Below are 22,743 nucleotides of genomic sequence, written 5' to 3'. Positions count from 1 at the left end.
CAGCGGAGAAGGACCACAGCGGACCTGGGACAGGAAGATCTTGAACTTGATCTTCTCTCAGAGCTCGGGATAGGGGCCCGCGGAGGGGACGGCGATGCTGATCGTGCTGCCCTCGCCGGGGCGGCTCTCGATCCGGACCTCGCCGTCGTGGCCCTCGCTGATCGCCTTGACGATGCCCAGGCCCAGGCCGAGGCCCTGAACCTCGTTGCGTTCGGCGTCGGCGGAACGGCGGAACGGGGCCAGCACGCGCGCCTGGTCCTCCTCGCTGATGCCGATGCCGGTGTCGCGGACCAGCAGCGTCGCGTGGCCGTCGCGAACCTCGGCGCGGACCGTGATCGAGCCGGTGTCGGTGAACTTGACCGCGTTGAGGATGAGGCGCTCCAGGGCCTGGGTCATCCGGAGCACGTCGACGTCGGCGAAGACCCCGCCGGTCGTCTCGGCCGTGATGGTCAGGCCTTTGGCCTCGGCGAGCGGGCGGTTCGCGGCGACCGCGGTGCGGGCGAGAACGGCGAGGTCGGCCGGGACCCGCAGGAACTCGCGGCTCCCGGCGCTGACCTGCGCGGCGAGCAGCATGTCGTTGACCAGGGCGAGCAGGCGGTCGGAGTTGCGCTGGACGCGTTGCACGAAGCCGTCGCGGCTCTCCGAGGGCAGTTCCGGGTCGCCGAGCACCTCCAGGTAACCGTTGATGGCGGTGAGCGGCGTGCGGAACTCGTGGTTGACGCGGGCGATGAACTCGTCCTTCAGCTGCTCGGCGCCGCGCAGGCGCTGGTGCAGCTGGTGCATGTCGCGGGCGTACTTGCGCAGCTCGAGCTGGGTGACCACGTGCCGGGCGAGAGCGCGCAGGCCGTGCTGCTGGGCTTCGGTGAGCACGCCGGGCTCGGGGGCGGCGACGCAGAGCGTGCCGAGCGCCTTGCCGCCGGGCGTGATCAGCGGCGCGCCGGCGTAGAACCGGATGTGCGGGTCGCCGGCGACCGTCGGGCAGTTCGCGAAGCGCGGGTCGAGCAGCGCGTCGGGGACCTGCAGGACGTCGCGACCGGCCATCGCGTGGGCGCAGATCGAGGTGTCCCGCGGGCCTTCGCGGACGTCGGTGCCGAACCGCGCCTTGAACCACTGGCGTTCCGCGTCGATCAGGCTGATCAGGGCGATCGGCTTGTCGCAGAGCTGCGCGGCCAGCGTCACGATGTCGTCGAAGTCCCGCTCGGCGCCGGTGTCGAGGACCTCGTATCCCCGGAGGGCGGCGAGACGCTCCTGCTCCGGCGTCGCGCCGGCGTACTGGGTGCCCGCCATCGAAGAGTCTCCTTCAGCCGCGTTCCGTCACTGCTATTGGTCGGTCGGCGCGCGCCGGTGATGAGGTCTATCGGGGATGCGGGGCGGCCGCCCCGGAAGTCTGCGGGCGGTGCTGCCACTGGTTCTCCAGGGTTCGCGCGTACGCCGATCGCCCGGCCGGCAGGGTGAACGTCATCCGGGTGCCGCTGCCGTACGGGTTGGCCATCGCCTCGATCGTCCCGCCGTGCCGCTCCACGATCCGTTTGCAGACGGCCAGTTCCAGCCCGGATCCGCCGTATCCCTCGGCGCGGTGGAAGCTGGTGAAGACGGCCTGACGCATGCCGGCCGGGATCCCGCGCCCGTTGTCGAGGATGTCGATGCGCAGCATCCCGTTCGGTGCCGGCTGCGCGGCGACGCTGATCTGCGGCGGGACCCCGGGCACGGCCAGGTCGAGTGCGTTGTCGATCAGGCTCTCGAACAGCTGGCGGGCCAGCACCGGGTCGGCCTCGACCGCGTCGAGCCGGCCGAGGGCGAACTGCGGGGGCTGCTTGCCGTTGCTCTCGGCCTGGTCGTACCGGCTGTTGGCGATGTCGGTGAGCAGCAACTGCAGGTTGATCGTGGTGGGCATCAGCTTGCCGTCGCGGGCCGCGGTGTAGGCGAGCAGCCCGTTGAGGAACGTGCGCATGCGCGCGGCGGCCCGCTGGATCCGGCTGACGCGTTCGGCCGGCTTGTACCCGGCGAGCTCGGACTCGAGCACCTCAGCCCAGCCCTCGATCGTGGTCAGCGGGTTGAGCAGGTCGTGCGCGACCAGGCCGGCGAACGACATCAGCTCGTCGCGGTGCCGGCGGTCGGCGGTCACGTCGTGGAAGATCACCACCACGTGCTGCAGGCCGCCGGGGCTGGCCAGCCGGGCCACGTTGAACCGGACGATGCGTCCCTCGGGCACCGCCGCGTTGCGGATCAGCACGTCCATCGGTTGCACGTCCTCACCGGCGAGCGCCCGGTGGTACGGCAGTTCGGCGTCGCTGAGCGGGGTGCCGTCCGGGTGGAAGAAGCCGTAGTCGCTGCCGAGCGCGGCGCCGCCGGCGACCTGGCTGGCGGCGCCGAGCAGCCGGCCGGCGGCGGGGTTGCGCAGCACCAGGCGACCGTTCTGGTCGAGGATGGCCAGCCCCTCGGTCATCGAGTTGACGATCGTGGTCATCAGGCCGGCCTTCTCGGTGGCCTCGTGCTCGGAGGCGCGCAGCCGTTCGATGAGCGCGGCCCGCTCGTCCCGGCTGAACGCCAGCGCGAGCCCGACCAGCGCCAGGACCCCGACGTAGAGCTGGATGACGAGCCCGCCGTGACCGGCGGCCGCGAACGGGCCCCGGTCGTGCACGGTGAACACGGCCGCCGTCGTGCCGAAGACCATGACGTGCCCGATCGTGAGCACGGTCGGCAGCCGCAGCGCGACCCACACCGTGATCGCGACCAGCACGAACCCGATCGGCAGGCGCTGGTTGACGAAGAACACGTAGAAGTAGGCGGCCGCCGAGAGGAAGTAGACGATCACCGCCTCCATCCACGCGGGCTGATCCGGGCGGTTCCTCAGCCGGCCGGCCGCCGCCCCGAAGACGAGCACGCTCACCACGTCGCGGACCACCCAGATCGCGACCGCGGCCGGCGAGTGCGCCTGGGTGATCCACTGCTCGGCGATGCCCCCGGGGAGCCCACCGGCGAGCGCCGCGACGATCGCCACCAGCAACATCCTGAGCAGGTCGCCGAGGGTGGTGAGGGGACGCCCGCCGGCCGTCCAGACGCCGGGCAGCCAGCGGGCCGCCGCCACCGCGAAGACGAGCGCCCCGATCGTCGCCGCGGCGCCGTGGACCAGAGCCGGGCCGGGCGTCGTCCCGGTGGCCGCGAGCACGGCCGCGGTGAGCGGCCCCAGCAGCGCGACGTCGGCCCAGCGCCAGCGCGAGTCGTTGCGGCTCACCAGCCACACGGCGGCGACCGCGGTGGCCGGCCAGATCACCGGGAGAGCGTCCGGCCTGCCCAGGACGGTGAGCTGACCCGCGCCGATCGCGATGACGTAGAGCGCGGCGAAGCGCACGGTACTGGACAACTTCCGGAGGCTCATAGGGGATCGCCCTCGTGTCGGCTGGACGGCTCTGTCCCCCACTTCGGCACGTACGGCGAATATCTGAACATCGGGGACGTGAGGACCCTCTCAAAGAGGTATCGCAGCCTGCCCGTCGTCGGCGCCCATCTCGACGCCGTCACCGGCGAGTTCTACTCGACGATGTTGGGCGAGAATCCGGAGCTGGCCAACCTGTTCAGCCGCAACGCGCAGGCCACCGGCGAGCAGCGGCAGGCCCTTGCCTGCGCGGTCGCCGCGTTCGCCGCGCACCTGATCGGCGCCGGGCCGGAGGCGACCGTCGCCGAGGCGGACGACACGATCTCACTGCTGCTGACGCCGGTGGACGGCGAGCCCGCGCCACACTTCGCACCGGGGCAGTACGTCACGGTCGCGGTGGATCTGCCGGACGGCTCGCGCCAGCTCCGGCAGTACTCGCTGTCCCAGGCCCCGAGCAGCGGAACCCTGCGGATCACGGTGCGCCGGGTGCGCGGCCGGGCAGGCGCCCCGGACGGGCTGATCTCCGGATTCCTGCACGACCGGGTGGAGGCCAGTGGCAGCCCGCTCCCTGATCGCAACTGTGGTTCAGCTGGCGGGGGCGGATCCCGCGCCGATGACTCCGGGCACTTCAGCCGACGATGTTGGGAGTCAGCATGACAGCCGTCCTGGAATCCGTTCCGGTCCTGAGCCCCGCCCTGACCGGGCCGACGATCCTGGTCGTCGACGACGACGAGAACGTCCGTGACCTGGTCACGTTCAAACTGCAGATGGCGGGGTACCACACGGTGACCGCCGCGGACGGCTGCACCGCGCTGACCATCGTCGGCCGGACCCACCCCGACCTGGTGATCCTGGACATCGTCATGCCGGGTCTGGACGGGCTCAGCGTCTGTTACCGGATGCACGCGGACCCGGCGACCGCGGACATCCCGGTGATCATGCTCAGTGGCATGGCGACCGAGACGGACATCGACCTGGCGTACGTCTCGGGCGCCGAGGAGTATCTGGCCAAACCGCTCAACCCGGCGGATCTCGTACGCCGGGTCGGCTGGCTTCTTCCCAGGGGCGCTTAGGGATCTCGCGAAGGGCCCGATTAGTCGAAGGTGAGGCGTGGTCGACCCGGGTCACGGGCCACGGCGGTCAGCGTGCTGGTCGCCGTGGTCGGCTGCGTCGCGACCCTCTGCGTCGGGGCGGTGCTGCGCCGCGACGAACGGTCCGCCGCCGCCGTGCAGATGGACCGGCGCGCCGCCACGGTGGCCGCAGCCGTGCAGGCGGAGACCCGCCGCTACGTCGACACGCTGCGCACCACCGCGGGCGCTGTCGGCGCGCAGCAGATCCTGACCGCCGACGAGTACGCCGCGATCACCGCCCCGCTGCACTTCATGAGACTGGCCGGCAGCACCTCGGTCGCCCTCATCGTGCCGGCCCGGGACAGCGAGGTGGAGCAGGTCCAGCGGACGTGGCGGGACCGCGGCGAACCGGGCCTGACCCTGCGACCGGTGGGCACCGGCGAGCACGCGTTCTCGGTGCTGGCCACCGAGCTGGACGGCACCACCGGCGCGGTGGGACTGGATGTGACCCAGTCGCCCGCGCCCGCGGCGGCGCTGGCCCAGTCACGCCGCAGCCGGCAGGTGGCCGTCTCCGACACGTACGAGCTGCTGGTCGACCGGCGGCTGCCGGCGGCCGAGCGACAGCTCTCGTTCGTCCTGGCCGCCCCGATCTACCGGGAGAACGGGCAGAGCTTCCTCGGCTGGATCCTGCTCGGGGTGCGCGGCCAGGACTTCATGGGCGCGACCCTGACCGCGGCCGGCCGGGACCTGACCGACCTGCGGCTGGAGGCGGAGAACGCGAACGGCAAGACGGTCACCGTCGCGTCCATGCACAACCCGGCCAAGCGTCGCGCGGATCTGCACCGCGCGGTGGACGTGCCGGTCGCCGACTCGGCCTGGACCGTGCACCTGGCCGCCGCCCACAGCGACCTGCCCGGCGCCGGCACCGGGCTGCCGGCCGCCGCGACCGGTGGCGGGCTGCTGCTCACCCTGCTGCTCACCACACTGGTCTGGGTGCTGGCCACCGGACGGGACCGGGCCGAGAGCCGGGTCCGGGCGAAGACCAGCCAGTTGCTCACCGAGCAGGCCGAGACCAAGCGGCAGGCCGTGCTGCTGCGCGCGGTGCTGGACAGCATCAGCGACGGGGTCACCGTGGCCGGCCCGCAGGGCAGCTTCCTGCTGCACAACCCGGCGGCCCGGGAGATCCTCGGCCAGGACGACGACAGCGCCGGCGGGACGGAGACCTGGCAGGAGCATTTCGGGCTGTACCGGCCGGACGGCGTGACGCCGTTCCCGGCCGCCGAGATGCCGCTGGTCCGCGCGCTGGCCGGGGAGAGCGTCGACCAGGTGGAGATGGTCGTCCGGCACAGCGGCCACCCGGACGACCGGGTGCTCAGCGTGTCGGCGCGGCCCATCGACACCTCGCGCGGGCGGCGCGGGGCCGTCGCGGTCTTCCACGACATCACCGACCGCAAGCGGGTGGAGACCGAGTTGCGCGGTTTCGCCGGCGTGGTGGCGCACGACCTCAAAGCGCCGTTGACGCTGGTCAGCGCGTACGCCGAACTGGTCGCGGACGCCCTCGACGACCTGGCCGACGGCGCCGGCGCGCCCACCCTGGACCAGGCCCGCCAGGGCACCGCCAAGGTGCTGCACGGCGCCGCCCGGATGCAACGGCTGATCAACGAGCTGCTCGACTACACCGCGGCCCGGGACGCGACGCTGCGCGTGGAGCGGCTGAGCCTGCGGGCGCTGGTCGACGACGTGGTCACCACCCGGACGGACGCGCCGGACCTGGAGCCCGGCGCCCGGCCGGACGTGTTCGTGGGGCCGCTGCCGGACGTCCACGCCGACCCGGTGCTGCTCCGGCAGGTGATCGACAACCTGGTCGGGAACGCCGTCAAGTACACGCCGCCGGGGCAGGCGCCACGCATCGACATCACCGCGCGCACCGACGAGGACGGTGGCGTCCGGGTGCGGATCGCGGACCGGGGCATCGGCATCCCGGACGGGGAGCACGCGGCGGTCTTCGACAGCTTCCACCGGGCCAGCAACGGCGCCGGGCACCCGGGGACCGGGCTGGGCCTGGCGATCTGCCGGCGGATCGTGGAGCGGCACGGCGGGCACATCGACGCGAGCCCGAACCCGGGCGGCGGCACGGTCTTCGCCTTCACCCTGCCCGGCGCGGTGGCGTATGGACCGGAGCCGATGAACGCGGTCCGGGAGCCGGCTCCGACCGGCTGACACCTGGGAACGTGCACATGCCGTAGATCACCTTGTTGATCTATAGGAGATCTGTAAATATCTCCGCCATGCCTTACTCCCGTCGCCGATTCCTCCACCTCGCCACCGGCACCGGGGCCGCCGCGTTCCTGGCCGCCTGCGCCGGGCCGGGCGGCTCGTCCGACCCCACGTCCGCGTCGGGCGGCCCGATCTCGTTCGCCCACTGGCGTGCCGAGGACAAGGAGGTCTTCGAGCAGATCATCAAGGACTCCGGACTGGCCGTACGCCAGGACATCTCCCCTTCGAACGACTACCAGAGCACGGCTCTGCAGAAGATCCGAGGCGGCACGGTCGGCGACGCGTTCACCGCGTTCCGCGGCGCGCAGTTCCTGGAGATCGCGAAGGCCGGCATCTCGACAGACCTGACGAGCAAGGCGCTCGTGCAGAAGTACGAGCCGAACCTGATCACCGCGGGCGCGCAGGACGGCAAACAGCTCGGCCTGCCGTACCAGCTGGTCTTCAACACCCCGCTGGCGAACCGTGACCTGGTCACCGAGACGCCGAAGGACTGGGACGGCTTCCTGGCGCTGCTCGAGACACTCAAGGGCAAGGGCCTCACGCCGATCGCGTGGCCCGGTGGCGACGCCGCGAACGCCGGCCAGCTGCTCAACGTGATGGTGGTCAACAACGCCCCGGCAGACGACACGCTCGGCAGGATCGAGACCGGCGAGGCGAAGGTGACCGACGATTGGTTCCTCACCGTCCTCAAGCAGTATCAGCAGCTCGCGCCGTACTTCCAGAAGGGTGCGACCGGCACCGGCAGCGACGCCGCGCTGGCCCTCTTCGCCCAGGGCAAGGCAGGCCTGCTCGCCACCGGCTCGTTCCAGGTCTCCGGGGTCCGCAAGCTCGGCGCGACGTTCCCGATCGACCTGCTGGCGCCGATCACGACAACCGCGGACAAGGCCAGGTACGAGGGCGTGTTCAACGCGACCTTCATCCTCGGCGTGAACGCCAAGTCGTCCAAGCAGGACGCCGCGCAGGCGTGGCTCGACCGGCTCTCCGACCCCGCGGTGGCCGGCGTCTACGCCAACGGCACCGCCCAGCACGTCACCGTCAAGGGCGTGGAATACACGAACCCCGACCTCAAGGCGCTCGCGCCGTGGCTCACGAAGAAGACCGCGCTCGCGCCGCGCTTCCAGTTCAGCAACCTCGACGTGCGTGGCGCGGTGGAGAACGCGGCCGTCGCGGTGGTCGGCGGCAAGAGCCCGGAAGAGGCCGCCGAGGCCGCGCAGAAGGTCGTCGACCAGAAGAAATGAGAAGCAGCCGGTCCCTCTACCTCTTCGCGGTCCCCGCGCTGATCCTGTACGGCGGGTTCTTCCTGCTGCCCGCCGCGCAGGGACTGCGTTACGCCACCACCGACTGGGACGGCTACAGCCCCACGTTCCGCAACGTCGGCGCGGCGAACCTGACCGACGTCGTCACGAACGACGACCTGTTCCGGCACGCGCTCACCAACAACCTCAAGTTCCTGCTGGTCGTGGTGCTCGGGCAGACCGCGCTGGCGCTGCTGCTGGCCGTCCTGCTGGCCGCCCGCAGCCGCGGATCGACGTGGTTGCGCGCACTGTTCTTCCTGCCGACCATCCTGTCGTCGGTGTCGGTCGCGTTCATCTGGAAGTTCGTCTACGACCCGAACTTCGGGCTGGCCAACGCGCTGCTGCGGGCGGTCGGGCTGGGACGCTTCGAGTCGTCGTACCTGGGGAACGAGAGCACCGCGATCCTGTGGGTGGCGGTCGCGCAGATCTGGTTCCACGCCGGGCAGATGATGGTCGTCTACATCGCCGGCATCAACCAGATCCCCGACGAGCTATACGACGCGGCGAAGACCGACGGCGCCGGGCGATGGCAACAGTTCCGGCACGTCACGTGGCCGATGGTGGCGCCCGCGACGACACTCGTGGTCGCGTACACCACGCTGCAGTCGTTCAAGGCGTTCGACCTGATCCTCGGGCTCGCCGGGAACCCGCCACGGTCCGGCCTGGACGTGCTCGCGACGCGGATCTACTCGACGTTCGCCAACTCCCAGCTCGGGTACGCGGCCGCCGAGTCGATCGTGTTCATGGCCGCGATCGCCCTGGTCACCTTCCTGCAGAACCGAGCCGCGAGGACGGTCCACGGATGAGACGGCTCCTACTGGCGATCTACGCGCTGCTGATCGTCGTACCGCTGGTGGTGATCGTGGGTGGCAGTTTCAAGACGACAGCGGACCTCTTCGCGTCCCCGTTCGGCCCGCCGACCCGCCCCACCCTGGACAACTACGTCACGATCCTTCAGAAGCAGGACCTGCTCCGGGTGCTCGGCAACAGCATCCTGGTCGTCGCCGTCTCGGTGCCGGTCACGCTGCTGCTCGGCAGCCTCGTCGCGTTCGCGGTGGCACGGCTGCCGCGGTGGCCGTCCCGGATCCTGTTCGGGATCTTCGCGCTCGGGCTGGCCGTGCCCGCGCAGGCCGTGATGATCCCGCAGTACGTGCAGTTCGACCGGCTCGGCCTGCGCAACAGCCTGACCGGGCTGATGCTGATCAACGTGGTCGTCACGCTGCCGGTGGCGGTCTTCATCCTCAGCGGCTTCATGCGCACCCTGCCGGCCGAGCTCTTCGAGGCGGCGGAGATCGACGGGGCCGGGACCTGGGCGGCCTACCGGCGGATCGCGGTGCCGGTCGCCGCGCCGTCCCTCGCCGCGACCGCGATCTTCCTGGTCGTCATGCACTGGAACGATCTGCTCTACCCGCTGCTGTTCATCGACGAGCCGGGCAAACGCACGCTGCCGCTGGCGCTGCTCGACTTCCAGGGCGAATACCTCACCGAGTATCCGCTGCTGTTCACCGGGGTGGTGGTGGCTTCACTGCCGATGGTGCTGGCCTACGCCTTCCTGCAACGCCACTTCGTCGCCGGCATCACGGCCGGAGCCGTGAAGGGCTGAGATCCACACCGGCCGGGTTGCCGGGTCCAGTCGCGGGGCCGAGTTCCGCTTCGGACCCGCGCGATGCCCGTCCTGCCCCGGGCCGCGACGCGCTCACGCTTCCGGCTGGTCCTCATGGTCGTTATCCGGGCCTCATAACGACCATGAGGACCAGCTCAGGCCAGCAGGTCGGCAACCGACTTCGCGGGGTGGCCGGTGAGGTCGGGGATGTGGGTGGTCACGCCGGCGAGCTCGCCGGCCGCGATCGCGGTGTACGTTGACACCCACGCGTCGAGCTGCCACTGCGGGGCGCCGTATCGCTGCCGGGACGCGTAGGCCTCCTCGACCGTCTCGGCGTGATAGCGGACGCCGGCGATCTCCGCGATCTCCGCGAGCGTCAGTGCTTCCGGGCCGGTCAGGTCGTAGGTGCGGCCGGCGTGCGCGGCCGGGTCCCGCAACACCGCGACAGCCGCGTCCGCGATGTCGTCCTGGGCGACCGCGGCGACCCGCCCGTCGGCGGCCGGGCCGCGGATCACGCCGTCCTCCCCGGCCAGCATCGGCAGGAAGTCCGCGTACAGGTTGTCGCGCAGGAACGTCGCGGCCAGCGGTGCCGACCGGATGTGCTGCTCGGTGGCGAAGTGGTCGCGGGCCAGCGTGAACGTCGCGTCCGGCGCCGCGCCGTAGAACGAGATGTAGACCAGGTGCCGCACCCCGGCGGCCACCGCGGCGTCGACGAACGTGCGGTGCTGCTCGACCCGGTCCGGGGTCTCCGACGCGGAGACCATCAGGACCGTGTCCAGGCCGGCGAGCGCGGCCCGGCAGGCATCACCGTCGTGGAAGGGCGCCACGGCCGCTTCGGCGCCGGGCAGGCGGGGCGCTCGCGCCACGTCCCGCACCAGCAGTTTCTGCCGTACGCCGAGGGCCGCCAGCCGCTCCGCGACCCGCCCTCCCAGCTGGCCGGACGCCCCGCTCACGCCGATCTGTTGATCACTCATGTCCCTATCGTGCACCCCGTTCTCGATGATCAGACCGGCGGTCACGTTCCCGGTCGCGTAGAACCTGTCCTCGTGCGCGGCCCATCGCCGCCAGTGCGGTGCGTAGGTCTCCCCGTCCCTGGCCAGGGCGCGCCGCTTCCGCAGTGCGGGCGGGCTGTTCAGAAGGACGATCCCGGCGAGGTACGGCCTGAGCACTCCCGCCCCGGCGCCGACCCCCTCGATCACGAGCCAGTCGCCGGGCGGCACCGGGTGCTCCTCCGCGTAGGCGTGCGCCGCCCAGTCCCAGCGCCGCCAGGTCGCCGGGCGTCCCGCCGCGAGCGGCTCCAGCACCCAGGCCCGCAGGTTGGCCACGCCCTCGTCGAGGCCGTCCCAGCCGGCGTACAGATCGTCCAGGTGGATCAGCGGCGCGCCGAGCCGCTCCGCGACCGCCCGGGCGAGGGTCGTCTTGCCCGAGCCGGAGCGGCCCTCGATGGCGAGGACCCGCCGCTGCCCCGCCGACGGCGCCTTTCTCCGGGCCCAGGCGACGACCCGCTCGGCCGCGGCTTCGCGCCACTGGTTCTCCGTCACGAGGCGCCGGTCAGGCGATCTCCTGGCGGAGCTCGGCGAGCACCGCCGGGGACGGCCAGTCGTCCACCCGGTATCGCGCCGGCGCGAGCAGTGGCTCGGCCTCCAGGTCGACCCGCTGCGCCACGGCCTCCCACGGCGCCTGGAACTGCGGCCCCGCCTCCGGGTGCACGAACGCGATGACGTCCGCCTTCGGCAGCAGGGTGCTGATGCCCGCGGTCCACACCGCGATGGTTTCCGGCACACCGCCCAGCGGCTCGGCCGCGAGCAGCCCGCCGACGTGCACCTCGACGCCGGCCTGCGCGTACTGCTCCGACAGCCAGTTGGTCTGCCCGTGATACTCGGTCAGCGCGAGCAGCATCTGGGCACGGCGGGCGGAGAGGTGGTGCGGGTGCCCCGGCGGCGGGGTGTAGGCGGCCGTCCGCCCCTGCGGCCCGGCCACGTAACCGACCGGCGACAGGCTGCGCGGCGCCTCCTTGAAGTGCTGGTCGACCAGGGCGTAGAACGGCTCGGCAGTGGTCTCCGGCAGCGGGCAGAGCAGCAGCGTGTTGTTGTCCGGCGCGAACGCCAGGACCGGGCCGCCGAGCCGCTCCCCCACCTCGGCCAGCCAGCCCGGGGCCAGCAGCAGGGAGGTGAAGTACGCGTCACCGTCGTCGAGCATGCTGATCAGCGGCTGCCCGCTGGGCCAGGGCTGGTCGAGCGAGGCGCGGGCCATCTCGGCGAGGTTGGCGCGGGCCGCGGCGAAGACCTCCTCGGCGGAGACGCCCCACTCGTCGACGCGGTCGGGCACGACGTAGGCCATCGCCTCGGGCTGATCGACGACGACCAGCTCCTTCAGGTACGGCAGGGCCGCGCGGGAGATCGGCGGCCGCATCCCGGGCGGACCGGCGGACCCGAACGTGACCGGGCGCAGCACGGGACGCAGTTTCGGCCGTACCGAATCCCAGTCGTCGGCCGGCGGCGGAGCCGCCATGATGCGCACCAGCCGCGCGAGCCGTTCCTGGCGCTCGGCGGCGGTCGCGCCCTCGGTCTCGCGGAAGATGTTCGCCAGGTAGAGGTGCGCGGGCCCGCTCGACCCGGTGCGGTAGATCGCGATGGCGAACTCCTCCGGGCGCTCCACCGCGCGCTCGACCCCGGGCGTGCGGCGGGCGACGCGCAGGGCCAGCGCCGCGAATCGGCGCCGGGGCGACACGAACCGGTCCAGCATTCCCACGGCGGAACCCTAGCCGACCCGGGGCACCGGGATCAGGCTCGACCGGGACCTTTCCCTCCTCCCACGAAGTAAACTAAGTTTACTTCGCACCCCGGCCCTCTCTCCCGCAAGGAACGAAGCATGGCGAACATCCTCACCGCCGCGAGCACCATCGGCGACTGGCTGGCCCACCCCGAGGGCGGCCCCGCGCTGCGCGACCTGCTCGGTCAGGGCGGCGCGTTCGACGAGACCCAGCTCGCCCCGGTCCGCGGGCTGCCGCTGAGCCAGCTCGTCGCGCTCAGCCAGGGTCAGCTCCCCCAGGCCGCTGTCGACGCCCTGGTGCTGCAGGTCAACGGCGGGGTCGTCCCGGACGGCGACGACGACTCCGGCGCCTGGCGCGAGCAGATCACCGCGGGCCGCTTCGACGGCAAGACCGTGATCGTGACCGGTGCCGCCTCCGGCATCGGCCGGGCCACCGCGTCGCGCATCGTCCGCGAGGGCGGCCGGGTCGTCGCCGTCGACATCACCACCGACGGCCTCAAGACGCTGGCCGACGAGCTCGGCGACGCGGTCGTGCCGGTCACCGCGGACATCACCAGCGACGCCGGCATCGCCGAGATCGTCACCGCGGCCGGCGACCGGATCGACGGCCTGGCCAACGTCGCCGGCGTGATGGACGACTTCACGCCCGTCCACGAGACGTCCGACCAGATCTGGCAGCGGGTCTTCGCGGTCAACGTCGACGGCGTCTTCAAGCTGACCCGCGCGGTCGTCCCGGTGATGCTCGACGCCCGGCGCGGCGCGATCGTCAACGTCGCGTCCGAGGCCGCGCTGCGCGGCAACGCGGCGGGGGTGGCCTACACCGCCTCCAAGCACGCCGTCGTGGGGATCACCAAGAACACCGCTTTCATGTACGGCGGTGAGGGCATCCGCGTCAACGCCGTCGCCCCCGGCGGGGTGGCCACCGGCATGCGCCCGACGAACCAGTCCCCCTACGGCCTCGGGAGGACCGGCCCGTTCCTGAAGCTCATCCCCGGGGTGGCGGCCGCCGAGCACCTCGCCGCGTCGATCACGTTCCTGCTCAGCGACGACGGCGTCAACCTCAACGGCGTGGTCCTGCCGTCGGACGGCGGCTGGTCGATCCAGTGACACTGCCGCACCTCACATTGCCGTAACCGCCGATGTGAGTCAGGCTCGGCCGTCCGGGGTGATCAGCTGCTGGAGCAGTGCTCCGTAGCGGGTCACCAGCTCTCGCGGGTCGGCGGCGACCAACTGGGCGTCGCCGACCACCCACAGCGCATAGAGCAGGCCACCCACCACCGCGGCGGCGAGGCGGGCACGCAGATCCGCGTCCGGCCCGGTCAGGCGTGCGCGCAGCGGGCCGACGAACGTGTGCTCGTGGATCGTCCGGAGACGTTCCTTGATCTGCGGCTCGTGGGATCCCCGCACCAGGGCGAGGTAAACGCCGCGGACGTCGTCGTCGGCGAGCAGCCGGGCGACGAAACGCTCGCCGAACTCGGCCGGTGGCACGTCCAGCAGCGGCTCGTCGTCGATGGTGAGCTGCATGGCGTCCAGGAAGAGCAGCTCCTTGCTGCCGAAATGCCGGATCACCAGGGCGGGGTTGCTCTCCGCCAGGGCCGCGATGTCCCGCACCGAGGTGCGCGCATAGCCCCGCTCGCGGAACAGCCGGGTCGCCGCCGAGCGGATCTCCTCACGGGTCTCCGCGCCCGTACGCCTCACCATGCCCCCGATCGTATGCCGCCGTACGACCGGTGAAGCACATCGCACAGCACACCAGAACCCCTTTCTAGGTCTAAATCACGCTAATTCCTTCGATCAGGTGAAAGGCTTGCCGGATCCGTGATGGGCTTTCCCGGACATGGCAACCGCCAGAAAGGGACAAGATGCGTACCACGACACGGAGCCTGATCATCGCCGGAGCGGGCGTTCTGGCCGCGGCACTGGCCGCGCCCGCACAGGCGGCGCCGGCGCACGTGCCGGACGCCGGCGGCGCGGCAAGTCAGGCGCAGGGCCAGCGCCCGGACGACGTCCTCGGTTACTACGACACCAAGGCCGCGTGCGAGTCGGTCAGCCGGATCGGCAGCGCGATCGGGGCCTGGGACAACCCCGACTGCCGGCAGGGATTCCACGGAGTCCGCCGGATATTCGTCCTGATCGTCGATTTCGATGAACAGGGCCAACCGATGTGGCCGGAGCAGCCGGGTCTGCCCGGCCCGGACACCGGCAGCGGCACCGCTGGTGGCCCCGGAACACCGGCGCCCGCCACCAGCCCCTCCCCGGACGTCACGCCCACGCCGGGCAGCACGGAGACGCCCGGCCCCGCCGGAACACCCGTCGCCACCGAGACGCCTGGCGCAGCCACCACACCCGTCGCCACCGAGACGCCCGGCGCAGCCACCACACCCGTCGCCACCGAGACGCCGGGCGGCTCCGGCACACCCGTCGCCACCGAGACGCCGAGTGCGCCGGCGCCGGGCACGACGGCAACTCCCGGCACGGAGACCCCGGCGGGTGGCGCGGTCACGCCGGAGCCGGCCGCTTCCGCGTCCGCTCCCACCGCCACGCCCGAACCGGCCCCGACCGCCGAGCCGGCTCCGGCGGCGACCGAACCGGGCACGGCCACCGGTCCGGGCACCGCCGCTGAACCAGGCACGACCGCCGAACCAGGCACTACCGCTGAACCGGGCACGACCGCTGAACCGGGTACGACCGCCGAACCGGGCACCGCCACGCCCACACCCGCACTGCGCTGAACACCCTCGCGGCCGCTTTCCCGAATCCGGGAGGGCGGCCGCGTTCTTCGTGGTCAGCTGAGTGAGAAGACGTACGGGAGAAGGGGGTTTGAGAAATGCGAACCGTGATGAGGCTGGCGGCCGCGGGCGGCGGAATCCTCGCCGCTCTCGCGATGACCGCCGGGCCGGCCCAGGCCGCCCCGAAGGACGACCCGGATGTCCGGGCCGCGTGTGACACGTTCAACCGGATCGGCGCACAGACCGGTCTCTGGACTCACCACAACTGCGCGAACTGGCGGGCGAACCGCAGCAGCTCGGTGCTGATCGTCAACAACGGCCGGGTCCGCACCGGAGTGTGGAACCAGAGCGCCTGGCCGTTCAACTTCAGCAACCTGCCACAAGTGATCAACGTCAACGGCGTGAAGATCACGAGCACGACTCCGGCCACCCCCCACAAGCCCCCGAAGGGCTGACCCAGGGCCAGGCCGAACCGCGCCCGAAGCGCATTTCGCCCGTCGATGACGAGAGTGCCGGAAAACAACCAGCGAAGCGCAGTCGTTTTCCGGCACTCTCGTCATCGACCCAAAGGGGCGAAATGCCCGCCGAGCGAAGCGAGGCCATCAGGCCCAGCCCCACTCAACCGCCTGCCATAGCGCCCACCACCATGAACGGCTCCTCACCCCGGGCCACCCGCTCCGGCAGCGGCGTGTCGGGCGGTTCGTTGGACAGGTCCTCCTCGCACGCGAAGAACCGCACGAGCGGCCGCCGTTGCCCGGTCTGCCGGTCCCGGATGGTGCCGGCGAGCATCGGGTAGTCGCGCTCGACGGCGTCGAGGACGGCCCGCTGGGTCACCGGCCCGGAGACCTCGACCAGCACCTCCTTGCCGCTGTGCGCGAGGGTCCGCAGGTGCACCGGCAGGATGACCCGGATCATGGCAGCACCTGGACTTCCACGGAGAGCACGGGCGGCAGGTCCCGGGCGATCGCGGTCCAGTTGTCGCCGCTGTCGGCCGACGCGTAGACCTGGCCGCCGCTGGTCCCGAAGTAGATGCCGCACTCGTCGAGGGTGTCCACGGCCATCGCGTCGCGCAGCACGTTCAGGTAGCAGTGTGACTGCGGCAGCCCCGCGGTCAGCGGTTCCCACTCCTCACCGCCGCTGCGGCTGCGGTAGACGCGCAGCTTGCCGTCCATCACGTAGTGCAGGGAGTCGCTGGTGATCGGGACGACGTAGATCGTCTCCGGCTCGTGCGCGTGCACCGCGATCGGGAAGCCGAAGTCGGTCGGCAGGTTGCCGCTGACCTCCCGCCACCGCCCGCCCGCGTCGTCGGTGCGCATGACGTCCCAGTGCTTCTGCATGAACAGCGTGTCGGGCCGGGACGGGTGCATGGCGAGGCGGTGCACGCAGTGCCCGACCTCCGCGTCCTCGTCGGGCAGGCCCTCCGAGCGCAGCCCCGCGTTGATGGGCAGCCAGGTGTTCCCGCCGTCGTCGGTGCGGAACGCGCCGGCCGCGGAGATCGCGACGTACATCCGTTGCGGGTCGGTCGGGTGCAGCAGGATCGTGTGCAGGCACATGCCGCCCGCGCCGGGCTGCCACCCGGGGCCGGTCGGGTGCTGCCGCAGCGCGGTCAGCTCTTCCCATGTCTGGCCGCCGTCGGTGGATTTGTAGAGCGCCGCGTCCTCGGCGCCGGCCCAGACGGTGTCCGGGTCGGTGCGCGACGGTTCGAGGTGCCAGATGCGCTTGAACTCCCAGGGACGGGGTGTGCCGTCATACCAGAGGTGATCGCCGACCGGGGCGGTGTAGGTGAAGTCGTTGCCGACCGCCTGCCAGTTCTTCCCGCCGTCGTCGGAGCGTTGCATGATCTGGCCGAACCAGCCCGACGTCTGTGACGCCCAGAGCCGGTCAGGTTCGGCCGGGGATCCGTTGAGGTGGTAGATCTCCCAGCCCGCGAAGTGCGGCCCGTCGATCGTCCAGTCCTGGCGCGTCCCGTCCGAGGTGAGGACGAACGCGCCTTTGCGTGTGCCTACCAGTACCCGAACACCAGTCATGCGCTCACTGTGCCGTAGAAAACCGTCATCCTTCGAGAGCGCGGGCCATTTCAGCCTGTTCAGCGAGGACCTCGTTCATCCGGACCTGGACCGCGTCCATCTTGCCGATCGTCTCGCTGGTGGTGTGGATGCCGGACGCGACCGTCTCCGCGCTGGCCTGGATCCCGGCGATCTGCTCGGCCACCTTCTGGGTCGCCTCGGCGGTCTCCCGGGCCAGGTCCTTCACCTCTCCGGCGACCACCGCGAAGCCCTTGCCCGCCTCCCCGGCCCGGGCCGCCTCGATCGTCGCGTTCAGCGCGAGCAGGTTCGTCTGCTCGGCGATCGACTCGATGATCTTGATGACGTCGCCGATCGCGGTGGACGCTTGTCCCAGCGCGGCGACCTCGGCGGTCATCGCGGACGCGCGGGTGACGGCCTGCTCGGCGACCGCTGTGGCGTCACCGCTGGCGTTGCGCAGACGATCGACGGTGTCGAGCAGGGCGCGCGCGTTGGCAGCCGACCGTTCCCCGGCGCGCAGCACCTCGAGTCGCTGGCTGACCAGCTGCTGCACGTTGCGCAGGGCGGCGGCGCGGGAGTCGGAGAGGTCGATGTACTCGGTGGTGAAGAAGTCCATGGTGCCGACGATCTGGTCATGGCTCATGATCGGGAAGCAGACCCCGGAACGCACCCCCGCCCGGCCCGCCGCCGGCGCCCGCACGCAGTCGGTCAGCTCGGCGAGGTCGCGCACGAAGACCAGGTCCCGGGCCCGCCAGGCACGACCGGAGAGCCCGACGCCCTCGGCGAACGTGGCGGCCAGCGTGACCCTGCGGAACTCGTCACCGGCCGAGCCCGACTCCACCTGGAACTTCAGCACGTTGTCGGCCGGGTCGACCTCCCAGTACGACCCGTACGCCCAGCCGAACGAGGAGCGCACCGCGTCCAGGGCGGCTCGCAGCGCCCCCTGGGTGTCCTGTGCCGCGCCCACCTTGGAGACGACCGTGGTGACCGCCATCCGGTCGTCGGCGACCTGGCGCAGCTCGGCGGCGGCGACAGCACCGCTACGGGCGCGTTCGGCGATCCGGGCGATCGTCGCGAACTTCTCCCTGCGGGGTGCGTCCAGGTAGAGCGCGGTCGGTGAGTAGTACTCCAGCACCCCGACCACCTCGGTGCCCTTGACCACCGGCAGGACCAGGCCGGCGACCATGCCGGCGTCGAGCGCCGCCTTGCAGCGCCGGCAGTCACCGCACTCGGCCACCGACTCGGCGTGCGCCAGCTGCTTGGACCGGTACGCCTTACCGATCAGCCCGGAGTCGGAGGGCAGGGAAGTGCCGCCGGACATGACCGCCTTGATCTGCGGCACGAGCCGGCCGGTCTCGTGCACCAGGACCAGTTCCCTGCCTTGAGGGACCCAGACCGCGCCGTACCCGAAGCCGTACGACTCGACAGTGCTGGCCACCGTGATCCGCCACGCGTTCGTCTCGTCGACCGCTGTGTCCAGGGCCAGGACCAGCTCCTCGAGCGCCTCCACGTCGCGGGGGATGGGCCGCGCGACCATCAGGCCGTCCTCCCGGGAACCGAACCACCGCACGCTGCCACCCCTTCGCCGCCAGACCTGTCACCACACCATTCGGCCTGTTCACGACGGGATGTAGAGAAAAACTCAGGGCCGGAAGCGGTACCCCATACCCGGCTCGGTGAGCAGATGCCGCGGGCGGGCCGGGTCGTCCTCCAGTTTGCGGCGCAGCCGGGCCATGTACTGCCGCAGGTAGTTCGTCTCGGTCTGGTACTGCGGGCCCCACACGTCGTGCAGCAGCTCACGCTGGGTGATCAGCTTACCGGGGTGCCGGGCCAGGTGCTCGAGCAGCTGCCACTCGGTGGGGGTGAGCTTCACGTCGCCGCTGATCGAACGGGTGGCGAGGTCGACGGTGTGCGCGCCGATCGTGACGATCGGCGACTCGGTCTCCGGCGGCTGCACGCGCCGGGTCACCGCGCGGATCCGGGCGAGCAGCTCGTCGAGGCCGAACGGCTTGGTCACGTAATCGTCCGCGCCGGCGTCCAGGGCCTCGACCTTGTCGGCGCTGCCGGCCCGCCCGGAGAGCACGATGATCGGCACGGTGGTCCAGCCGCGCAGGCCGGCGATCACCTCCGTGCCCTCCAGATCGGGCAGGCCCAGGTCGAGCACGACCAGGTCGGGGTGGAAGTGCGCGGCCACGTGCAGGGCGGAGGCGCCGTCCCGGGCGGTCTCCACCTCGTACCCCCGAGCCTTGAGATTGATCCGCAGCGCCCTGACGATCTGCGGCTCGTCATCCACCACAAGGATCTTGATGGTCATGAGGCGGCCGGGAGCGCGAGGATCATGGTGAGGCCGCCTCCGGGGGTCTCTTCGGGGGTGAGCGTGCCGCCCATCGCCTCGGCCAGCCCGCGGGAGAGGGCCAGGCCCAGGCCGACGCCGTTGTGGTTGTCACGGTCACCGAGTCGCTGGAACGGCAGGAACACATCGTCCCACCGGTCCTCCGGGATGCCCGGGCCGTGGTCGATGATCCGCAGTTCGACCGTGTCGCCGTGGCTGCTGCCGGTGACCATCGGCGGCCGGTCGGGCGGGCTGTAGCGCAGCGCGTTCGCGAGCACGTTCACCAGCACCCGTTCCAGCAGCCCGGGGTCCGTGTCCAGGAGCGGGAGGTCGTCCGGCACGCGCACCGCGATCACCCGCCCCTCCGGACCGAGATCATCCAGAGCCCGCGGTACGACCTCCTCGGCGCCCACCGCGATCCGCGTCACGCCCAGCGCCCCGGACTGCACGCGGCTCATGTCGAGCAGGTTCGCGACGAGCCGGTCGAGCCGGTCGAGTGATTCGTCGGCGGTGGCGAGCAGTTCCTCCCGGTCCTCCTCGTCGAACTCCACCTCGGCGCTGCGGAGTCCGGCCACTGACGCCTTCGCGCTGGCCAGGGGCGTACGCAGGTCGTGGCTGACGGCGGCGAGCAGCGCGGTCCGCAGCCTGTTCGCCTCCGCGAGCGGCTTGGCGGTGGCCGCCTCGGCGGCGAGCCGTTCCTGGCGCAGCGCCACCGCGGCCTGCGCGGCGAACGCCTCCACGATCCGCCGGTCCGAGGCTTCCAGCGTGTGGCCTTTGAGCAGCATCACCAGCCCGTCATCGGCGGTGACCGTGACGTCCGCCCCGGCCGGGTCGGCGCAGACCGGCTCGCCCACCGCGGCGACGGCCGTCCCGTTCTCCAGCAGCGCCACGGACTGCAACGCGAACGTCTCGCGCAGCCGGTCGAGCAACGCGACCAGTGGCCGCTGCCCGCGCAGCACTCCGCCGGCGACCGCGGCGAGGGTCTGCGCCTCGGCGGCGGCCTGCGCGGCCTGCCGGGTCGTGCGGGCTGCGGTGTCGACGACCCAGCTCACCGCGACCGCGACCACCACGAAGATCGACAGGGCCAGCAGGTTCTGCCCCTCGGCGATGGTGAACCGGTGGTAGGGCGGGGTGAAGAACCAGTTCAGCAGCAGGGACCCGGCGACCGCGGCGAGCAGCCCCGGCCAGAGCCCGCCGACCAGCGCGACGCCGACCACCGCTGCCAGGAACAGCAGGATGTCGTTTACCAGCGGCGGGTCCGGCACGGTGGCGAGCACCGCGGTGAGCAGCGGCAGGCCGAGCAGCGTGGTCGCGAAGCCGGCGATCCGGCGGCCGCGGGACAGCGCGGCCGGCATCCGCTCCCGGCGTCTGCCCCGGCCGGCCCGCTCGTGGGTGACCAGGTGCACGTCGATCGAGCCGGAGAGCGCGGTCGTCGTCATGCCCACCCCGGCGGTGAGCAGCTGGGCGAACCGGCCCCGGCTGGACGCGCCGAGCACGATCTGGGTCGCGTTGACGCCGCGCGCGAACTCCAGCAGCGCCCGGGACACGTCCGCGCCGGACACCTGGTGATACGTCCCGCCGAGGCTCTCCACGAGCACCCGCTGCCGGGCCAGCACCGCCGGGTCGGCGCCGGCCAGCCCGTCGTTGCGGGTCACGTGCACGGCCATCAGGCCGGCGCCCTTGGTGCGGGCGGCGATCCGGGCCGCCCGGCGGATCAGCGTGTCGCCCTCCGGCCCGCCGGCCAGCGCCACCACGACCCGTTCCCGGGTCTCCCAGGTCGCGTCGATGTCGTTGTCGGCCCGATAGCGATCGAGCTGGTCCTCCACCTTGTCGGCGAGCCAGAGCAGGGCCAGTTCCCGCAGGGCGGTGAGATTGCCGGTACGGAAGTAGTTGCCCAGCGCCGCGTCGATCTTCTCCGGCTGGTAGATGTTGCCGTGCGCCATCCGCCGGCGCAGTGCCTCCGGTGTCATGTCGACGAGCTCGACCTGCTCGGCCTCGCGGACCACGGCGTCGGGCACGGTCTCGCGCTGCTCGACACCGGTGATCCGGGCGACCACGTCGTTGAGCGACTCCAGGTGCTGCACGTTCACCGTGGTCAGCACGCTGATCCCGGCGTCGAGCAGCTCCCGGACGTCCTGCCAGCGCTTCTCGTGCGCGCTGCCGGGCACGTTGGTGTGCGCCAGCTCGTCGACGACCGCGATCTCCGGCCGCCGGGCGAGGACGGCCGGCAGGTCCAGCTCGGTGAAGGCCACGCCGCGGTAGCCGATCTCGCGGCGTGGCAGCACCTCCAGGTCGCCGATCATCGCGGTGGTGTGCTTGCGGCCGTGCGTCTCGACGAGCGCGACGACCACGTCCGCGCCACGCTCGGCGCGCCGGTGCGCCTCCTCGAGCATGGCGTAGGTCTTGCCGACGCCGGGCGCCGCCCCGAGATAGATCCGCAACTCGCCGCGAGCCATGGTCAGTTGCCGCCGTCCAGCGCGACGTTCAGCTTCAGCACGTTGACGACGCCACCCTCGGTGTTCCTTCCGATCAGCTGATGTACGCGATCAAGTGTGACGCCACGTTCCCGGGCCACCCGCGGTGCCTGCAGATCCGCGTACGCGGAAGAGATGCCGGGGTCGAGACCGGAGGCACTCGCCGTGACCGCGTCGGCGGGCACCACCGGGTGGTCCGGGGCGTTGCCGCGGATCGGGGTGATCACGGCGCCGAGGGCCCGGTAGTCCTCGCCCGCCTCGGCCGGTTCGACGGTCACCCCCTGATAGGTGGTGAGGAACGGGGCGCCGGTCTGGTTGACCGACACGACCCTGGTGACCGGCCCGGTGAAGCCGTCCCGGTGGAAGACGGCGAGGACCGCGCCGACCCCGTCGGCAGTGCAGAAGGGCCGGCTGCCGTCCACGCCTTCCCGCTTGCCGATCGCCAGACCGCGGGCACAGACCTGGGTGAGCAGACTCTGCCGGTCCGGGGTGTCGACCACGTCCTCCGGCCCGAGATTGCTCGCGCCGGTCGCCGTGGGGTCGTAGGCGCCGGCCGACGGCCGGCTCTGGAAGTAGCGCGGGTCGTCACCGAACGACTGGCCGATCAGGGAGCTGCCGACGGCCTTGCCGCCGACGGTCACCAGCGACCCGCCGGCCTTGGCGGACAGTCCGGGGATCTTGCCGGCGCCGACGAACAGCAGTGGATAGGCGAGACCGAGGATCACGGTGAGGACGAGCAGCGCCCGCAGCGCGGCGAGGTGGTGAGCGAGCCAGGCAGGTAGACGCATCTG

Annotated in this window: 20 protein-coding genes; 9 read left to right on the top strand and 11 right to left on the bottom strand. The window is 71.7% G+C overall.

Going from position 1 to position 22,743, the window contains the following annotated elements:
* Positions 1-57: 57 nt before the first annotated feature.
* Both Acy02nite_RS07230 and Acy02nite_RS07225 read right to left on the bottom strand, forming a co-directional pair.
* Entirely contained in the window at positions 58-1,287 is a 1,230-nt protein-coding gene (locus Acy02nite_RS07230) for a GAF domain-containing sensor histidine kinase (RefSeq protein ID WP_203739028.1), read from the bottom strand.
* Positions 1,288-1,354: 67 nt separating this feature from the next.
* Positions 1,355-3,364 carry a sensor histidine kinase gene (locus tag Acy02nite_RS07225; RefSeq protein WP_239174372.1) on the bottom strand — a complete coding sequence of 670 codons (2,010 nt, stop codon included), beginning with the start codon at positions 3,362-3,364 and terminating at the stop codon, positions 1,355-1,357.
* 93 nt (positions 3,365-3,457) lie between these two features.
* On the opposite strand from Acy02nite_RS07225, the gene Acy02nite_RS07220 reads away from it, so the two are divergent.
* The 6 genes from Acy02nite_RS07220 to Acy02nite_RS07195 all read left to right on the top strand — a co-directional run bounded on the left by Acy02nite_RS07220 (position 3,458) and on the right by Acy02nite_RS07195 (position 9,621).
* Entirely contained in the window at positions 3,458-4,033 is a 576-nt protein-coding gene (locus Acy02nite_RS07220) for an FAD-binding oxidoreductase (protein WP_203739026.1), read from the top strand.
* Entirely contained in the window at positions 4,030-4,449 is a 420-nt protein-coding gene (locus Acy02nite_RS07215) for a response regulator (RefSeq protein ID WP_203739025.1), read from the top strand. The genes Acy02nite_RS07220 and Acy02nite_RS07215 overlap by 4 nt, the downstream gene beginning before the upstream one ends.
* Before the next feature lie 30 nt (positions 4,450-4,479).
* Positions 4,480-6,666, top strand: a complete 2,187-nt coding sequence (locus Acy02nite_RS07210; protein WP_239174368.1) for an ATP-binding protein — start codon at positions 4,480-4,482, stop codon at positions 6,664-6,666.
* A gap of 68 nt (positions 6,667-6,734) precedes the next feature.
* Complete coding sequence (locus Acy02nite_RS07205; RefSeq protein ID WP_203739024.1) at positions 6,735-7,961, top strand: ABC transporter substrate-binding protein; 1,227 nt, start codon at positions 6,735-6,737, stop codon at positions 7,959-7,961.
* A complete protein-coding gene (locus tag Acy02nite_RS07200; RefSeq protein ID WP_203739023.1) occupies positions 7,958-8,824 on the top strand; it encodes a carbohydrate ABC transporter permease in 867 nt (288 codons plus the stop codon). The genes Acy02nite_RS07205 and Acy02nite_RS07200 overlap by 4 nt, the downstream gene beginning before the upstream one ends.
* Positions 8,821-9,621, top strand: a complete 801-nt coding sequence (locus tag Acy02nite_RS07195) for a carbohydrate ABC transporter permease (RefSeq protein ID WP_203739022.1) — start codon at positions 8,821-8,823, stop codon at positions 9,619-9,621. The genes Acy02nite_RS07200 and Acy02nite_RS07195 overlap by 4 nt, the downstream gene beginning before the upstream one ends.
* Before the next feature lie 155 nt (positions 9,622-9,776).
* Here the strand turns inward: Acy02nite_RS07195 and Acy02nite_RS46360 are convergent, their stop codons facing one another.
* Positions 9,777-11,162: an NmrA family NAD(P)-binding protein gene (locus Acy02nite_RS46360; protein ID WP_239174365.1), complete on the bottom strand. Its 1,386-nt coding sequence runs from the start codon at positions 11,160-11,162 to the stop codon at positions 9,777-9,779.
* Between the two features lie 10 nt (positions 11,163-11,172).
* The gene (locus Acy02nite_RS07185) at positions 11,173-12,366 is read right to left on the bottom strand and encodes a DUF1444 domain-containing protein (RefSeq protein WP_239174383.1); all 1,194 of its coding nucleotides are present in this window, start codon (positions 12,364-12,366) and stop codon (positions 11,173-11,175) included.
* 126 nt (positions 12,367-12,492) lie between these two features.
* Between Acy02nite_RS07185 and Acy02nite_RS07180 the strand changes: the two genes are divergently transcribed.
* The gene (locus tag Acy02nite_RS07180) at positions 12,493-13,500 is read left to right on the top strand and encodes an SDR family NAD(P)-dependent oxidoreductase (RefSeq protein ID WP_203739020.1); all 1,008 of its coding nucleotides are present in this window, start codon (positions 12,493-12,495) and stop codon (positions 13,498-13,500) included.
* A 39-nt stretch (positions 13,501-13,539) separates the two neighbouring features.
* On the opposite strand, the gene Acy02nite_RS07175 is transcribed toward Acy02nite_RS07180, so the two are convergent.
* Complete coding sequence (locus Acy02nite_RS07175) at positions 13,540-14,094, bottom strand: TetR/AcrR family transcriptional regulator (RefSeq protein ID WP_203739019.1); 555 nt, start codon at positions 14,092-14,094, stop codon at positions 13,540-13,542.
* 161 nt (positions 14,095-14,255) lie between these two features.
* Here Acy02nite_RS07175 and Acy02nite_RS07170 point away from each other — a divergent pair, with 161 nt between their 5' ends.
* Both Acy02nite_RS07170 and Acy02nite_RS07165 read left to right on the top strand, forming a co-directional pair.
* Complete coding sequence (locus Acy02nite_RS07170; RefSeq protein ID WP_203739018.1) at positions 14,256-15,125, top strand: hypothetical protein; 870 nt, start codon at positions 14,256-14,258, stop codon at positions 15,123-15,125.
* A gap of 95 nt (positions 15,126-15,220) precedes the next feature.
* Positions 15,221-15,577 carry a hypothetical protein gene (locus Acy02nite_RS07165; RefSeq protein ID WP_203739017.1) on the top strand — a complete coding sequence of 119 codons (357 nt, stop codon included), beginning with the start codon at positions 15,221-15,223 and terminating at the stop codon, positions 15,575-15,577.
* A 163-nt stretch (positions 15,578-15,740) separates the two neighbouring features.
* On the opposite strand, the gene Acy02nite_RS07160 is transcribed toward Acy02nite_RS07165, so the two are convergent.
* The 6 genes from Acy02nite_RS07160 to Acy02nite_RS07135 all read right to left on the bottom strand — a co-directional run bounded on the left by Acy02nite_RS07160 (position 15,741) and on the right by Acy02nite_RS07135 (position 22,740).
* The gene (locus tag Acy02nite_RS07160; protein ID WP_203739016.1) at positions 15,741-16,037 is read right to left on the bottom strand and encodes a MoaD/ThiS family protein; all 297 of its coding nucleotides are present in this window, start codon (positions 16,035-16,037) and stop codon (positions 15,741-15,743) included.
* Complete coding sequence (locus Acy02nite_RS07155) at positions 16,034-17,149, bottom strand: WD40/YVTN/BNR-like repeat-containing protein (RefSeq protein ID WP_203739015.1); 1,116 nt, start codon at positions 17,147-17,149, stop codon at positions 16,034-16,036. The genes Acy02nite_RS07160 and Acy02nite_RS07155 overlap by 4 nt, the downstream gene beginning before the upstream one ends.
* 25 nt (positions 17,150-17,174) lie before the next feature.
* Positions 17,175-18,716, bottom strand: a complete 1,542-nt coding sequence (locus tag Acy02nite_RS07150) for a methyl-accepting chemotaxis protein (protein ID WP_425548225.1) — start codon at positions 18,714-18,716, stop codon at positions 17,175-17,177.
* A 72-nt stretch (positions 18,717-18,788) separates the two neighbouring features.
* Positions 18,789-19,460, bottom strand: coding sequence for a response regulator (locus Acy02nite_RS07145; protein ID WP_203739014.1), 672 nt, complete (start codon positions 19,458-19,460; stop codon positions 18,789-18,791).
* A complete protein-coding gene (locus tag Acy02nite_RS07140) occupies positions 19,457-21,934 on the bottom strand; it encodes a DUF4118 domain-containing protein (RefSeq protein WP_203739013.1) in 2,478 nt (825 codons plus the stop codon). Before Acy02nite_RS07140 ends, Acy02nite_RS07145 begins: the two co-directional genes overlap by 4 nt.
* 2 nt (positions 21,935-21,936) lie before the next feature.
* Entirely contained in the window at positions 21,937-22,740 is an 804-nt protein-coding gene (locus tag Acy02nite_RS07135; protein WP_203739012.1) for a potassium-transporting ATPase subunit C, read from the bottom strand.
* Positions 22,741-22,743: the final 3 nt, after the last annotated feature.

The sequence above is a fragment of the Actinoplanes cyaneus genome (genome assembly GCF_016862095.1).
GTDB classification, from domain to species: domain Bacteria; phylum Actinomycetota; class Actinomycetes; order Mycobacteriales; family Micromonosporaceae; genus Actinoplanes; species Actinoplanes cyaneus.
The sequence above is the reverse complement of the archived record's forward strand: the minus strand, read 5'-3'. Positions and strand labels throughout refer to the sequence as shown.